The organism is Clavibacter nebraskensis NCPPB 2581, from assembly GCF_000355695.1.
Classification (GTDB): Bacteria; Actinomycetota; Actinomycetes; order Actinomycetales; family Microbacteriaceae; genus Clavibacter; species Clavibacter nebraskensis.
This window is the reverse complement of sequence record NC_020891.1, coordinates 2,612,619-2,626,286: the sequence shown is the minus strand read 5'-3', so window position 1 is coordinate 2,626,286 and position 13,668 is coordinate 2,612,619. Positions and strand designations below refer to the sequence as shown.

General features: G+C 74.3%; 12 protein-coding genes and 1 riboswitch. Of the genes, 7 read left to right on the top strand and 5 right to left on the bottom strand.

What is annotated here, in order from left to right; all coding sequences use genetic code 11:
- Positions 1 to 9: 9 nt before the first annotated feature.
- The gene (purU, locus tag CMN_RS12305; RefSeq protein WP_015491129.1) at positions 10 to 882 is read right to left on the bottom strand and encodes a formyltetrahydrofolate deformylase; all 873 of its coding nucleotides are present in this window, start codon (positions 880 to 882) and stop codon (positions 10 to 12) included.
- A gap of 78 nt (positions 883 to 960) precedes the next feature.
- Here purU and CMN_RS12300 point away from each other — a divergent pair, with 78 nt between their 5' ends.
- The 3 genes from CMN_RS12300 to CMN_RS12290 all read left to right on the top strand — a co-directional run bounded on the left by CMN_RS12300 (position 961) and on the right by CMN_RS12290 (position 4,649).
- The gene (locus tag CMN_RS12300) at positions 961 to 2,265 is read left to right on the top strand and encodes an MFS transporter (RefSeq protein WP_015491128.1); all 1,305 of its coding nucleotides are present in this window, start codon (positions 961 to 963) and stop codon (positions 2,263 to 2,265) included.
- Positions 2,266 to 2,320: 55 nt separating this feature from the next.
- Entirely contained in the window at positions 2,321 to 3,250 is a 930-nt protein-coding gene (locus CMN_RS12295) for a Cof-type HAD-IIB family hydrolase (RefSeq protein WP_041465308.1), read from the top strand.
- 148 nt (positions 3,251 to 3,398) lie between these two features.
- Positions 3,399 to 4,649, top strand: coding sequence for an Nramp family divalent metal transporter (locus CMN_RS12290; RefSeq protein WP_015491126.1), 1,251 nt, complete (start codon positions 3,399 to 3,401; stop codon positions 4,647 to 4,649).
- 27 nt (positions 4,650 to 4,676) lie between these two features.
- Here the strand turns inward: CMN_RS12290 and CMN_RS12285 are convergent, their stop codons facing one another.
- A complete protein-coding gene (locus tag CMN_RS12285; protein ID WP_015491125.1) occupies positions 4,677 to 5,366 on the bottom strand; it encodes a metal-dependent transcriptional regulator in 690 nt (229 codons plus the stop codon).
- Between the two features lie 108 nt (positions 5,367 to 5,474).
- Between CMN_RS12285 and CMN_RS14865 the strand changes: the two genes are divergently transcribed.
- Positions 5,475 to 6,506, top strand: a complete 1,032-nt coding sequence (locus CMN_RS14865; RefSeq protein ID WP_015491124.1) for an aldo/keto reductase — start codon at positions 5,475 to 5,477, stop codon at positions 6,504 to 6,506.
- Here CMN_RS14865 and CMN_RS12270 read toward each other — a convergent pair.
- Positions 6,415 to 7,881 (bottom strand): MFS transporter, encoded by a 1,467-nt coding sequence (locus CMN_RS12270; RefSeq protein WP_015491123.1) that lies wholly within the window; start codon positions 7,879 to 7,881, stop codon positions 6,415 to 6,417. The genes CMN_RS14865 and CMN_RS12270 overlap by 92 nt on opposite strands.
- 156 nt (positions 7,882 to 8,037) lie before the next feature.
- Here CMN_RS12270 and CMN_RS12265 point away from each other — a divergent pair, with 156 nt between their 5' ends.
- Entirely contained in the window at positions 8,038 to 8,895 is an 858-nt protein-coding gene (locus tag CMN_RS12265) for a LysR substrate-binding domain-containing protein (protein WP_041465305.1), read from the top strand.
- A gap of 12 nt (positions 8,896 to 8,907) precedes the next feature.
- Here CMN_RS12265 and CMN_RS12260 read toward each other — a convergent pair whose 3' ends face one another.
- Both CMN_RS12260 and CMN_RS12255 read right to left on the bottom strand, forming a co-directional pair.
- Positions 8,908 to 9,405, bottom strand: a complete 498-nt coding sequence (locus CMN_RS12260; RefSeq protein WP_015491122.1) for a hypothetical protein — start codon at positions 9,403 to 9,405, stop codon at positions 8,908 to 8,910.
- Between the two features lie 40 nt (positions 9,406 to 9,445).
- Positions 9,446 to 11,077 (bottom strand): alpha-amylase family glycosyl hydrolase, encoded by a 1,632-nt coding sequence (locus tag CMN_RS12255; RefSeq protein WP_015491121.1) that lies wholly within the window; start codon positions 11,075 to 11,077, stop codon positions 9,446 to 9,448.
- A 175-nt stretch (positions 11,078 to 11,252) separates the two neighbouring features.
- Positions 11,253 to 11,336: riboswitch (ZMP/ZTP riboswitch) on the top strand.
- Positions 11,337 to 11,368: 32 nt separating this feature from the next.
- Between CMN_RS12255 and glyA the strand changes: the two genes are divergently transcribed.
- Together glyA and CMN_RS12245 are read left to right on the top strand one after the other, a co-directional pair.
- Complete coding sequence (glyA, locus tag CMN_RS12250) at positions 11,369 to 12,646, top strand: serine hydroxymethyltransferase (protein WP_015491120.1); 1,278 nt, start codon at positions 11,369 to 11,371, stop codon at positions 12,644 to 12,646.
- On the top strand, positions 12,643 to 13,545 hold the full coding sequence (locus CMN_RS12245) for a bifunctional methylenetetrahydrofolate dehydrogenase/methenyltetrahydrofolate cyclohydrolase (protein ID WP_015491119.1): 903 nt from the start codon (positions 12,643 to 12,645) through the stop codon (positions 13,543 to 13,545). Before glyA ends, CMN_RS12245 begins: the two co-directional genes overlap by 4 nt.
- The last annotated feature ends 123 nt before the right edge of the window (positions 13,546 to 13,668 follow it).

The following is a 13,668-nucleotide window of genomic DNA, read 5'->3' as shown; positions in this document are numbered from 1 at the left end:
GCGCGCGCGTCAGCGGAAGATGATCGTGCGCGCGCCGTCGAGCAGCACGCGGTGCTCCGCGAACCAGCGCACGGCCTGCGTGAGGGTGCGCGACTCCTCGTCCTGGCCGATCGCCATGAGCTCGCGGGCGCTGCGCGAGTGGTCGACGCGCACGACGTTCTGCTCCACGATCGGGCCCTCGTCGAGATCGCTGGTGACGAAGTGGGCGGTCGCGCCGATGAGCTTCACGCCGCGCGCGTGCGCCTGCTTGTAGGGGTTCGCGCCCTTGAAGCCGGGCAGGAAGGAGTGGTGGATGTTGATGATCCGGCCGCTGTGCCGCGCGCAGAGCTCGGGGGAGAGGATCTGCATGTAGCGCGCGAGCACCACCAGCTCGATGTCGTGCTCCTCGACCGCGCGGATCACGCGCTCCTCGAACGCCCGCTTGGACGCGTCGTCCGTGACGGGCACGTGCTCGAACGGCACGCCGTAGAAGCCCGCGAGGTCCGCCAGCTTGCCGTGGTTGCTGAGCACGAGCGGGATGTCGACGGGCAGCTGGCCCGCGCGCTGCCGGAACAGGAGGTCGTTCACGCAGTGCTCGGCGGTGGATCCCAGGACGAGCGTGCGCAGCGGCCGGCCCACCTCGTCGAGGTGCCACGTCGCGTCGTAGCGCTCGACGACCGCGGCGAGCGCGTCGGCCAGCCGGTCGTCGTCGGCGGCGCTCTGGATCTGCAGCCGCATGAAGAACCGGCCCGTGTCGGCGCTCGAGAACTGCTGCGACTCGGTGATGTCGCCGCCGGCCTCGACGATCGCGCCCGCGATGGCGTGCACGATGCCCGGGCGGTCGTCGCAGGAGAAGACGAGGACGCGGTGCGGCGGACGCGCGGGGGTGGCCTGGTCGGTCATCCGTCTAGGCTATCGACTGGCTGCGCGGGTCCCGCCGGCACCGGGAGCACTCCCGCCGTCGACGTCCTGTGGGTCTCCATGACGAACACCTCCCCCATATTCCTGCCCGACCTCGAGCGCGCCGAGCGCTCCGGCCGCCGCCGCCCGCGACCGGGCGTCGACCCGTCGTTCCGCTTCCCCTGGGTCGGGATCCTCACGCTCGCCGCGTGCGTGTTCCTCAGCGTCACGAGCGAGATGCTGCCCACGGGCCTCCTCAGCGGGATGAGCGGCGACCTCGGCGTCGAGGAGTCGCGCGTCGGCCTCCTCGTCTCGGTGTTCGCGGTCGCGGTGGTCGTCTCCAGCGCGCCGCTCGCGGCCCTCACCCGCCGGGTCCCGCGGCACGCGCTGCTGCTCGCGGTGCTGGCCGTCTTCGCGACGAGCAACCTCCTCACGGCGATCGCGCCCACCTTCGAGCTCGTCACCGCGACGCGCGTGCTCGGCGGCCTCGCGCACGGCCTGTTCTGGGCGGTCGTCGGCGCGTACTCCGCGCACCTCGTGCCGCCCGCGCTCATCGGGCGGGCGGTCGCGCTCACGGTCGGCGGCGGCAGCCTCGCGTTCGTGCTCGGCGTGCCGGTCGGCACCGCGGCCGGGCAGGCGTTCGGCTGGCGGGCGGCGTTCGCGGGGATCGGCGTGCTCACGCTCCTGGGGATCCTGCTCGTGTGGCGGTTCCTGCCCGCGGTCGGGCGGCCCGAGCGGGCGGCGCCCGACGGCGTGCCCGCGGGGGGTCGCGTCGGCCTGCGGCAGCGCATGGCCGGGCAGGGCCTCGGCGGCGTGCTGCTCGTGTGCCTCACGGCGATGGTCATCATGATCGGCCACTACGGCCTGTACACGTACGTCGACCCGTTCGTCACGCGCGTCATGCGGATCCCCGAGCAGCAGCTCAGCGCCATGCTCTTCGGCTACGGGATCGCCGGCGCGGTCGGGCTGCTCGTCGCGGGCACCGTGTTCGCGAGCCGCCCGCAGCTGGGCGTGCTCGCGGGGCTCGCGGCGGCGGCGCTGGGCGTCAGCGCGCTCGCGTTCGCGCCCGGCCTCTGGGTCGTCGCGATCCCCGGCTTCCTCCTGTGGGGCCTCGCGTTCGGCGCGATCCCGACCCTGCTCCAGACGCGCATGCTGCACGCCGCGCACCCGTCGTTCCGCGACACGGCCAGCTCCTTCTACACGACCGCGTTCAACGTCGGCATCGGTGGCGGCGCGCTCGTGGGCGGCGCGCTGCTCGACGGGTTCGGCATCGCCGCCCTGCCGGGGGCGTTCCTCGCGGTCATGGCCGTGTCGGTCGTGCTCGTCGTGGGATCCGCGGGCCGCGCCGCCCGGGGTCGCGCGGCTGCGGCGCGCACCGCCGGCTGAGGCCCGCGGTGTCGGTGTCCCCAGTCGCACCGGGGGCCCTCCGGCCTACGGGAGGATGGGAGCCGTGACCACGACCCCCGCGCCCCTCGGCCTCCTCCTCGACGTCGACGGCCCCATCGCCAGCCCGATCACCCGCACCCTCGCCATCCCGAGCATCGCCGCCGACCTCGTGGAGCTCGCGGCCGCCGGGGTCCCCGTCGTCTTCAACACCGGGCGCTCGGACGCCTTCATCCGGGACCAGGTCGTCGGCCCTCTGCTCGACGCGGGGCTCCCGGCGGGCGCGCGCGTGCACGCCGTGTGCGAGAAGGGCGCCTCCTGGTTCTCCATCACGCCCGACGGTGCGGGGGAGGTGCACGTCGACCGGTCGCTCGCGCTGCCGGAGGCGTACATGCGCGACATGGAGCGGCTCGTCGCCGAGCGCTTCGCCGACTGGATGTTCTTCGACACCACCAAGCACGCGATGGTCTCGCTCGAGCAGCTCACGAGCGTGTCCTCCGCCGACTACCTCCGGGTGCAGCCCGACCTCGACGCGCGCGCGGTCGAGATGCTCACCGCGCACGGCCTCGGCTCGGTGCTCGAGGGCGTGGAGGTGCCCGACGCGGAGGGGCGCGTGCAGGTGCGCGTGGATCCCACGATCATCTCGACCGACGTCGAGTCGATCCGCCTCGGCAAGGACCTGGGCGCCGCGCGCGCCCTGGAGCTCCTCGCCGACAGCGGGCCGCTCCCGCTGCGCTGGCGCACGGTCGGCGACTCGCGCACCGACTACGCCATGGCGACGTGGCTGCACGAGAACGGCCACGAGGTCGCGCACGTCGACGTGCGGCCGGCCGACGGGATCCCCGCGACGCCGTATCCCGTGCTGACGGCCGGTGACCTCATCCACGACGAGGCGGGCGCCGCGCTGCTCGCGCAGTGGGTGCGCATCGTGCGCGGCGAGGCGGAGGACGACTCCGCGTTCCTCGCGCCGGGGCGCGCCGCGAGCTGAGCCGCGCTCCGTCGATCCGAGCCGATCCGCGCGCGGCCGCCCGCCGCGCTCGCCGGAGACCGAAGGGCCCGTCCGCATCCGGACGGGCCCTTCCGCGTGTGCGCGAACGGATGTTAGCCTCGGCTAACACTTCGACGGAGAGGCCGCCATGACCCGCACCGCCCCCGAGCGCCCGCGCGCGCGTCGGCCCGTCTCGGGCCCGCGGCTCGTGCTCCTGCTCGGCCCGGCGTTCGTCGCGGCCATCGCGTACGTGGATCCCGGCAACGTCGCCGCCAACCTCACCGCGGGAGCGCGCTACGGCTACCTGCTGGTGTGGGTGCTCGTCGCCGCCAACCTCATCGCCGTGCTCGTGCAGTACCAGTCGGCGAAGCTCGGGCTCGTCACGGGCCGCAGCCTGCCGGAGCTCCTCGGTCAGCGGCTCCCGACCACGCGGCGCCGCGCGTTCTGGGTGCAGGCCGAGCTCATCGCCGCGGCCACCGACCTCGCGGAGGTCATCGGCGGGGCGATCGCGCTGCACCTGCTGTTCGGGATCCCGCTCGTCGCGGGCGGCGTGATCGTCGGCCTCGTCTCCATCGGCCTCCTCGCCGTGCAGTCGCGCCACGGGCAGCGGCCGTTCGAGCTGGTGATCGGCGCGCTCCTCCTCGTGATCACCGTCGGCTTCCTGATGGGCCTCGTCGTGAGCCCGCTCTCGGCGTCCGGCATCGCGGGCGGCCTCGTGCCGCGCTTCGACGGGCCGGACAGCGTGCTGCTCGCCGCGAGCATGCTCGGCGCGACCGTCATGCCGCACGCGGTCTACCTGCACTCGTCGCTCAGCCGCGACCGGCACGGCGTCCAGACCGAGGACGGCGTGCTCCGGCGGCTCCTCCGCGCGACGCGCTGGGACGTGATCACCGCGCTCGCCGTGGCCGGCGCCGTCAACATCTCCATGCTCCTCATCGCGGCCGCGAGCCTCGGCGGCGTGCCCGGCACCGACTCGATCGAGGGCGCGCACGCGGCCATCACGGCGTCGCTCGGGCCGGTCGTCGGCGTGGTGTTCGCGGTCGGGCTGCTCGCGTCGGGGCTCGCGTCGACGTCCGTGGGCGCCTACGCCGGTGCGGCCATCATGGGTGGGCTGCTGCACGTGAAGGTGCCGCTGCTCGCGCGGCGCGTGGTGACGCTCATCCCCGCGCTCGCGATCCTCGCGGTCGGCGTCGACCCGACGACCGCGCTCGTGGTCAGCCAGGTGGTGCTGAGCCTCGGGATCCCGTTCGCGCTCGTCCCGCTCATCCGGCTCACGGGAGACCGTCGCGTGATGGGGGCCCACGTCGACCGGCCGCTCACGCGCGTCGCGGCGTGGGTCGCGGTGTCGCTCGTGGTGGTGCTCAACGTCGCGCTCGTGGTGCTGACCGTCACGGGCTGAGCCGGGCGCCGGCCGGGACGCGCGCGCTCAGCCGGCGTCGGAGACCCAGACCGCGGACGCCGCGGCGGCCGTGAGCGGGCGGCGCGCGGATCCGTCGACCGTCACGACCACGGCGGCGGCGCCCCCGCCGGACGCGTCGCCCGCCGCGGCCGCGCGCACGAGCGTCGCGTCGAGCCCGATGCCGTGCTCGGCGAGCTCGCGCAGCAGGCGCGGGTCCTCGTCGGAGATGCGCCGCACGCGCATGGGCCGGTCGGCGACGGCGTCCGCGAGCTGCGTCGCGTCCGGCAGGTGCGGCTCGCCGTTGGCCGAGGGGATGGGGTCGCCGTGCGGATCCCGGGACGGGTGCCCGAGGTGCGCGTCGATGCGCGCCACGAAGTCGTCGGAGACCGCGTGCTCGAGCACCTCGGCCTCGTCGTGCACCTCGTCCCAGCCGTAGCCGAGCACCTCCACGAGGAACGTCTCGAGCAGGCGGTGGCGGCGCACCATCTGGATCGCGTGACGCCGCCCGTCGTCCGTGAGCTCGATGCTGCCGTACGGCCGGTGCTCCACGAGGCCCTGCGCGGTGAGGCGGCGGATCCCGTCGGAGGCGGTGGCGGGCCGGATCCCGAGCCGCTCGGCCAGGCGGCTGACGGTCATGGGCTGGTCGGTCCACTCGGTGGCGGTCCAGATGAGCTTGAGGTAGTCCTGCGCGGCGCTGGAGAGCTCGTCGACGGACATGCGCCCATGGTACCGAGCAGCCCCGCCCGGTCCCCGGCCGCCCGAGCGGTGCAAGCTGGAGCGGACCGTGGGCAGGGACGCCCGCGGCGGATCCGATGGAGGAACCACATGCACTACCGCAATCTCGGGAACAGCGGCGCGGTCGTCTCGACCTACGCGCTCGGCACCATGACCTTCGGCGCGGAGGCGGACGAGGAGACCTCGGGACGCATCCTCGAGGCCTACGTCGCGGGCGGCGGCACGTTCATCGACACGGCCGACGTCTACACGTCGGGCGTCTCGGAGGAGATCGTCGGCCGCTGGCTCGCGGCGCACCCGACCGAGGCCGACCAGCTCGTCGTCGCCACGAAGGGCCGCTTCCCGATGGGGGAGGGGAACAACGACGTCGGCACCTCGCGCCGCCACCTCGCCCGCGCGCTCGACGACTCGCTGCGCCGCCTCGGCGTCGACACGATCGACCTGTACCAGATGCACGCGTGGGACGCCGTGACGCCGCTCGAGGAGACCCTGCGCTTCCTCGACGATGCCGTGCGCGCCGGCAAGATCTCGTACTACGGCTTCTCGAACTACCTCGGCTGGCAGCTGACGAAGGCGGTCGGGCTCGCGAAGGCCCTCGGGTGCACGCCGCCCGTGACGCTGCAGCCGCAGTACTCGCTGCTCGTGCGCGAAATCGAGTCGGAGATCGTGCCCGCGTCGCTGGACGCCGGAATCGGGCTGCTGCCGTGGTCGCCGCTCGCGGGCGGTTGGCTCACCGGCAAGTACCGGCGCGACGAGACGCCCACGGGCGCCACCCGCCTCGGCGAGGACCCGGAGCGCGGGATGGAGGCGTTCACGCCCCGGAACGGCCAGGAGCGCACGTGGGCGATCCTCGACGAGGTGCGCCGCGTCGCCGACGCGCACGGATCCAGCTCCGCCCGCGTCTCGCTCGCGTGGCTCGAGGCGCAGCCGGCGGTGACCAGCGTGATCCTCGGCGCCCGCACCGTGGAGCAGCTCGAGGACAACATGGCCTCGGCCGACCTCGAACTCACGGCCGACGAGATCGCGTCGCTCAGCGCGGTGAGCGCGCCCGTGGTCTCCGACTACCCGTACGGCCCGGCCGGCGTGCAGCAGCGCCACCGCGCGATCGACGTGCGCGGCTGAGCCCGCCGCCGGCCGTCGCCTCGTCCGCTCCGGCGACGCGGGGGCGGCCGGCACCCGGCGCCCGGGGCGTGATCCGCACCCGCGGCACGTGCCGGCGCACCACGACCTCGAGGGTCAGCTGGCCGCGCCGCGCGAGCACCACGGCGACGACCGCGGCCGCCAGCGCGGGCACTCCGCCCGAGACGACCATGCCGACGTGCACGCCCCACGCCTCGACGATCCCGCCCATGAGCGGCCCGCCGACGGCCTGGCCGCCGAGCAGCACGAGCACGTAGACGCTCGTCACGCGGCCGCGGATGGCCACGTTGCTGGACAGCTGCACGAGCGAGTTCGCCGCGGTCTGGAACAGCAGCGACGCCATGCCGACGGTCACGAGCAGCACCGCGAACGGCGCGATGCCCGGCATGAGCCCCGCGGCCGCCTGCAGCAGGCCGGTGATCCCGACGCCGACCACGATGGTCCGCAGTCGGACGGTCGCACGGCGGGTCGAGAGCAGCGCGCCCGTGAGCGCGCCGATCGCGACCATCGAGTTGAAGAAGCCGTAGCCGCCCGCGCCCACGGCGTAGACCTGGCTCGCGAACGCGGCGAGGAGCACGGGCATCGTCAGGCCGAAGACGCTGAACACCGCCACGAGCACGACGGGCCACAGGATGGTCGGCTTGGAGCGCGCGTACCGGAGGCCCTCCGCGAGCTGGCCGCGGCGGCGCGGAGCGGGTGGGATGCGGATCAGGTCGCGCGTCTTCAGGCTCCACAGCGTGAGCACCACGACGACGCACGCGAGCGCGTTGATCGCGAACGACCAGCCGGCGCCGACCGCGAGCAGCAGGATCCCGCTGAGCGCGGGGCCCACCATGCCGCCGAGCTGGAACACCGACGAGTTGACGCTGATGGCGTTCCTCAGGTGCTCCTGCCCCACGATCTCGGTGACGAACACCTGGCGCGCCGGGTTGTCGATCACCGTCACGAGCCCGGTCGCGAAGGCGATCGCGAAGATGTGCCACGCCTCGACCTGGCCCGAGAGCGTGAGCACGGCGAGCAGCGCGCTGAGGAGCGCGTAGGTGCCCTGCGTGATCATCATGAGCATGCGCTTCGAGCACCGGTCGACGATGACGCCGCCGAGCAGGCCGAAGAGCAGCATGGGCGCGAACTGCATCGCGACCGTGATGCCGACCGCCGTGACGCTGCCGGTGAGCTCGAGCACGAGCCAGTCCTGGGCGATGCGCTGCATCCAGCCCGAGGTCATGGCGATGACGTTGGAGGCCGTGAACCGACGGAAGTTCGGCACGCTCAGGGCGATGAGCGTGTGGCGCCACGGCGGGCGCTGGGTCTGGATCGGGAGCGGGGCGGTCGGGGGGAAGGCGTTCGGCGGGGTCACGGTGTTCCTGCGGTGGCGGTTGCGTATGGGTGGCGTCGGTTCTGCATGGATGCGGCTCGGCGTCGAGCCGCGTCCGACGCTACCCGCGGGCTTCCCATTCGGATCCCGTCTCGACATGATGAGTGGCATCACATCCTCGAATGGCCGGGAGGCCCCGTGCTCGACCCGACCCTGCTCGCGACCTTCCTCGCCGTCGCCGACACCCGCAGCTTCACGCAGGCGGCCGCGCGGCTCGGGATCAGCCAGCCGACCGTGAGCCAGCAGGTGCGCCGGCTCGAGCGCGCGGTCGACCGCACGCTCATCGCGCGCGACACCCGGGCGATGCGCCTCACCGACGCGGGCGACGCCATGGCCGGCTTCGCGCGCACGATCCTCGCGGCGCACCGGGCGGCGGAGAGCTACTTCGGCGGATCCGAGGTGAGCGGCCGCCTGCGGTTCGGCACCGCGGACGACCTCGCGATCACGCAGCTCCCGCGGATCCTCCGCCACTTCCGGCAGCTGCACCCGCAGATCGAGCTGGAGCTCACGGTGACGCAGAGCGGGCCGCTGCACCGGCGGCTGCTGGCGGGCCAGCTCGACCTGATCCTCACCAAGACCACGGTCGACGAGCAGCCGGGCGCGCGCCTCGTGGGCCGCGACCGCATGGTGTGGGTGGGCCTCGAGCGCACGCTCGTGGAGCCCGGCGCGACCGTGCCGCTCATCGCGTACCGCGCCCCGAGCATCAGCAGGCAGATGGCCATGGACGCGCTCGAGCGGGAGGGTCGCACCTGGCGGATCACGTGCAGCACGCGCGACGTGAACGGCGTGCTCGCGGCCGTGCGCGCGGGCATGGGCGTCGCGGTGCTGCCGCAGGCGCTGATCCCGACGGACCTCGTGAAGGTGACCTCGCGCCTCGGCCTGCCCGAGCTCGACGAGGTGGACTACGTGCTGATGGACAACCCGGCCGGGCCGCGCGCGTCCATCGAGGCGCTGAGCTCGGCGATCATGTCGCGCGGGGTGACGCGGGCGAGCTGAGGGGCGGGCGCGCTACCAGCGGGCGACGGGCGGCATGTCGTCGTCGGGCCAGACCTCGCGGGCACGACCCTTCCGGCCGCGGCCCCGGCCGGTGGGCTGGTGCGGCGGTTCCGGCTTGTCGGGATCCGCGGACGGGTCGCCCGGCTGCTCGAGCTGCATCGCGAGCGCGCGAAGACGGGCGTCCATCTCCGCGTGGGCCGCGGCGGCCTCGTCGAGCCGGGCGCGCTCCTCATCGACGTCGGCGGGGATCCGAGTGGCCTCGGCGAGCGGCAGGGCGGCGGCCTCCGCCTCGGCGAGACGGCGGGCGCGGCGGCGCGAGGCGAGGATGCCGAACGCGCCCACGCCGATCTGGAAGAGGCCCAGCCAGCCGGACGCGTCGTTGACCGGCGCGAGCACGTGCCAGGCGCCGAGCGCGATCCAGCCGATGTTGACCCACATGGGCCAGGCGAACCCGGATGCGGCGCCCGCCCCCTCCCGGGGCTCGTCCGTCTCGCGTCCCTCGTCGCTCATGCCGTTCCTCCGTGCCGACCCGCCCGTGACTGAGAGTGTGTCACGCGAGGTCGTGAGCCGCCTGGAGCCAGACGAACGTGCGCGGGCTGAGCACGATGCCCTTCGTGAGGCGGAGGCGCTCGTCGCGCACGAGGTCCACGGCGTGCTCCGCGACGCCGCCGAGGGTCTCCGCGGACACGGTCGCGGGCTCGTCGCCGAGGTTCGCGAGCACGAGGACCGTGCCGTCCGCGTGCGGGCGCTGGTAGCCGAGCACGTGCGGGTCGTTCGCGTCGAAGCCGACGACGCGCGTGCCGCCGAGCGCGGGCGTGGCCCGGCGGACCGCGATGAGCCGGCGGATCCCGGCGTGGACGACGCCCGTGCTCGTGGTGCGGTCGTCGCGCTGGTCGTAGCGGTCGAACGGGTAGAGCGGGCGGTTCACCCACCTGCTGTCGTCGGCGTGGGCCGGGACGTCGTCGTAGCCGTAGTCGTTGAGCTGGCCGACCTCGTCGCCGAGCACGATCAGCGGCAGGCCGCCCGTGCTGAGGGCGATGGAGTGGGCGAGGAGGATCCGCTCGACCGCGCCCGGGTCGTCCTGCTCGAGGCCCGCGAGGGACGCTGTGGTGCCGGCGACCGCGCCGTCCCGGTGCCGGATGCCGCGCGCGTGGCTGCCGGGGAAGCCGCCCGCGTGGTACTCGGCGAGGAAGCGGCGGTGCTCGTCGGGGTCGATGCCGAGGGCGCGCGCGTCGTCGTCCTCGAAGGGGAAGCGGAGGGCGTCGTGGCTGCGGACGCGCGCGGTGCGCATCGAGCCGGCGGGCGCGTCGCCGCGGCGCTCGAGGGCGCGGGAGAGGAGGGCGGCGGACCGGGTGGCGAGCGCCTCCCAGACGAGCGCGGAGAGCGCGGGGTCGTCGGCGAGGCGCACGGCGTCGCCGTCGAGGAGTTCGGCGGATCCGCGGGGATCGGCGTCGGCGGCGACGGCCAGCGCGAGCGCGGGGGAGACGCGGCGGCCGAGGGCGGCGATCGCGCGGAGGAGGGCGGGCCGCTCGGCGATGGCGGCGGCGGGATCCACGCGCACCACGTCGACCCCCGCGGCGGCGAGGGCGACGGCCTCGCGGGCGGCGCCGCGGATCCGGTCGGCGAGGGGCGCGTCGGCGTCCGCGGCGGAGAGGTCGACCGCGAGCGTGAGGCCCGCGTCGTGGAGGGCGTCGACGAGGGCGCCGAGGTCGGCCGCGGATCCGAGGCCGGCGCGCACGCGCACGCCCGGCGCGAGGAGCGCGGCGTCGTCGGCGTCCCCGTCCGCGGGCTCGGCGACGGGCGTGATCTGCAGGTGCGTGAGCCCGAGGTCGCGGAGGGCGGGGATCCGCGCGGCCAGGCCCCGGAGGTCGTCGGCGTAGCGGTCGACGTAGCAGACGCCGCCCGTGCGGAGGTCGAGGTGGAGGTCGGCGGGGGATGCGGCGGCCGGGGCGCGGCGGGCGCGCACGTCGCGGAGGTCCGCGGCCAGCGCGTCGGCGAGGTCGTCGGCGTCGTCGCCCACGAGCGGGCGGAGGTCGGCGGCGAGCGCGTCGCGGTCGATCGGGGGCGCGGCGGGTGCGTCGGCGGGGGCGCGGTCGTCGCGGGCGGCCCGGTCGTCGGCGCGCGCGCCGTCGCGGTCGTGTCCGCCTGCCGCGGGATCGGTCGTGAGCGCTGCGCTCCCCATGCTCGGTCCTTCCTCCGCATCCGGCGGGCAACGTCGCCCGACCCCCTGATCCTACGGCGGGGCGCGAGACGCCACGAACCCTTCGTGCACTTTGTATCACCTCGCTCGACGGCCAGGCGCCCGTGCGTCATGCGCGGCTGCGCGCCTCGCGGGCGCGCGCCCGCCCGGGTAGGATCGGACCCGTCGCGACTGGCGTTCGGATGGGTCACCATCGGGGAGCGACTCACACGGTTGGTGGCCGTACGCCTGGGCCACGACGCATCCGCTCGTCCACCGTGCACAAGGAGTCCCATGCCCGTCGACCAGTCCTTCAACGCCCCCCTCTCCGAGGTCGATCCGGAGATCGCGGCCGTCCTCGAGCAGGAGCTCGGCCGCCAGCGAGGCACCCTCGAGATGATCGCCAGCGAGAACTTCGTGCCGCGCGCCGTGCTGCAGTCGCAGGGATCCGTGCTCACCAACAAGTACGCCGAGGGCTACCCGGGCCGCCGCTACTACGGCGGCTGCGAGTTCGTCGACGTCGCCGAGCAGCTCGCCATCGACCGCGCGAAGAGCCTCTTCGGCGCCGAGTTCGCCAACGTCCAGCCGCACTCGGGCGCCACCGCGAACGCCGCCGTCCTCGCCGCCATCGCGCAGCCGGGCGACACGATCCTCGGCCTCGAGCTCGCGCACGGCGGCCACCTCACGCACGGCATGAAGCTCAACTTCTCCGGCAAGCTCTACGACGCGGCCGCGTACGGCGTGGATCCCGACACCTTCCTCATCGACATGGACGTCGTGCGCGAGAAGGCGCTCGAGCACCGCCCGCAGGTCATCATCGCTGGCTGGTCGGCGTACCCCCGCCACCTCGACTTCGCCGCGTTCCGCGCCATCGCCGACGAGGTCGGCGCCAAGCTCTGGGTCGACATGGCGCACTTCGCGGGCCTCGTCGCCGCGGGCGTCCACCCCTCGCCCGTGCCGTACGCGGACGTCGTCTCCTCCACCGTGCACAAGACCCTCGCGGGCCCCCGGTCCGGCGTGATCCTCAGCCGCGACACCGCGCTCGCCAAGAAGCTCAACTCGGCCGTGTTCCCGGGCCAGCAGGGCGGGCCGCTCATGCACGTCATCGCGGCCAAGGCCACGGCGTTCAAGATCGCGGCCACCGAGGAGTTCGCCGACCGGCAGCGCCGCACCATCCAGGGTGCGCAGATCCTCGCCGAGCGCCTCGTCGCGGCCGACTCCACTGAGGCCGGCGTCTCGGTGCTCACGGGCGGCACCGACGTGCACCTCGTGCTCGCCGACCTCCGCCACTCCGAGATCGACGGCAAGCAGGCGGAGGATGCGCTGCACGAGGTCGGCATCACGGTCAACCGCAACTCGGTGCCGTTCGACCCGCGCCCGCCGATGGTCACCTCCGGCGTCCGCATCGGCACGTCGGCGCTCGCGACCCGCGGCTTCGGCGAGGCCGAGTTCACCGAGGTGGCGGACATCATCGCCGAGACCCTGAAGCCGGGCAGCGACCTCGCCGCCCTGCGTGCGCGCGTGCTCACGCTCACCGACGGCTTCCCGCTCTACGAGGGCCTCGCCCAGTGACCGCGGTCGTGCTCGACGGCGTCGCGACCGCGTCGGCCGTCAAGTCCGAGCTCGCCGTGCGGATCCGCGCCCTCCGCGAGCAGGGTCTCGTCCCCGGCCTGGGCACGCTCCTCGTGGGCGACGACCCGGGTTCCCGCTCGTACGTCGCCGGCAAGCACCGCGACTGCGCCGAGGTGGGCATCGAGTCCATCCGCGTCGACCTCCCGGCCGACGCCACCGAGGCCGACGTGCGCACCGCGATCGAGCGCCTCAACTCGGATCCGGCCGTCACGGGCTACATCGTGCAGCTGCCGCTCCCCGCGGGCATCGACGAGAACGCGATGCTCGAGCTCATCGACCCGTCGAAGGACGCGGACGGCCTGCACCCGACCAACCTCGGTCGCCTCGTGCTCGGCGTGCAGGGCGAGCTCACCTCGCCGCTGCCGTGCACGCCCGCGGGCATCGTCGAGATGCTCGAGCGCTACGAGGTGCCGATCGCCGGCCAGCACGTGGTCGTCGTCGGCCGCGGCCTCACGGTGGGCCGGCCGCTCGGCCTGCTGCTCACGCGCAAGGGCCTCGACGCCACCGTCACGCTCACGCACTCGCGCACGCGCGACCTCGAGCAGGAGGTCCGCCGGGCGGACGTCGTGGTCGCGGCCGTCGGCGTCGCGCACCTCATCCAGCCGGAATGGGTGAAGCCGGGCGCGGCGGTGCTCGACGTCGGGATCACGCGCGTCGTGGATCCCGAGACCGGCAAGGCGCGGCTCACGGGCGACGTCGACCCGGCCGTCGCGGAGGTCGCCGGGCACCTGTCCCCGAACCCGCGCGGCGTCGGGCCGATGACCCGGGCGATGCTGCTGGTGAACGTGGTGCTGGCCGCCGAGCGCGACGCGCGCCTGGCCGCCGAGCTGCGCGGCTGACGGCGCTCGCCTCCGTGGGTCAGCTGAGCGGAGGCGCCTCTTCGCTCGTTTCCGGGCGGGAGGGATTTTCGTGAGCGAACGTGACCGACGGCCACGAGGCCCTACGAGATGGCGGCCATGAGA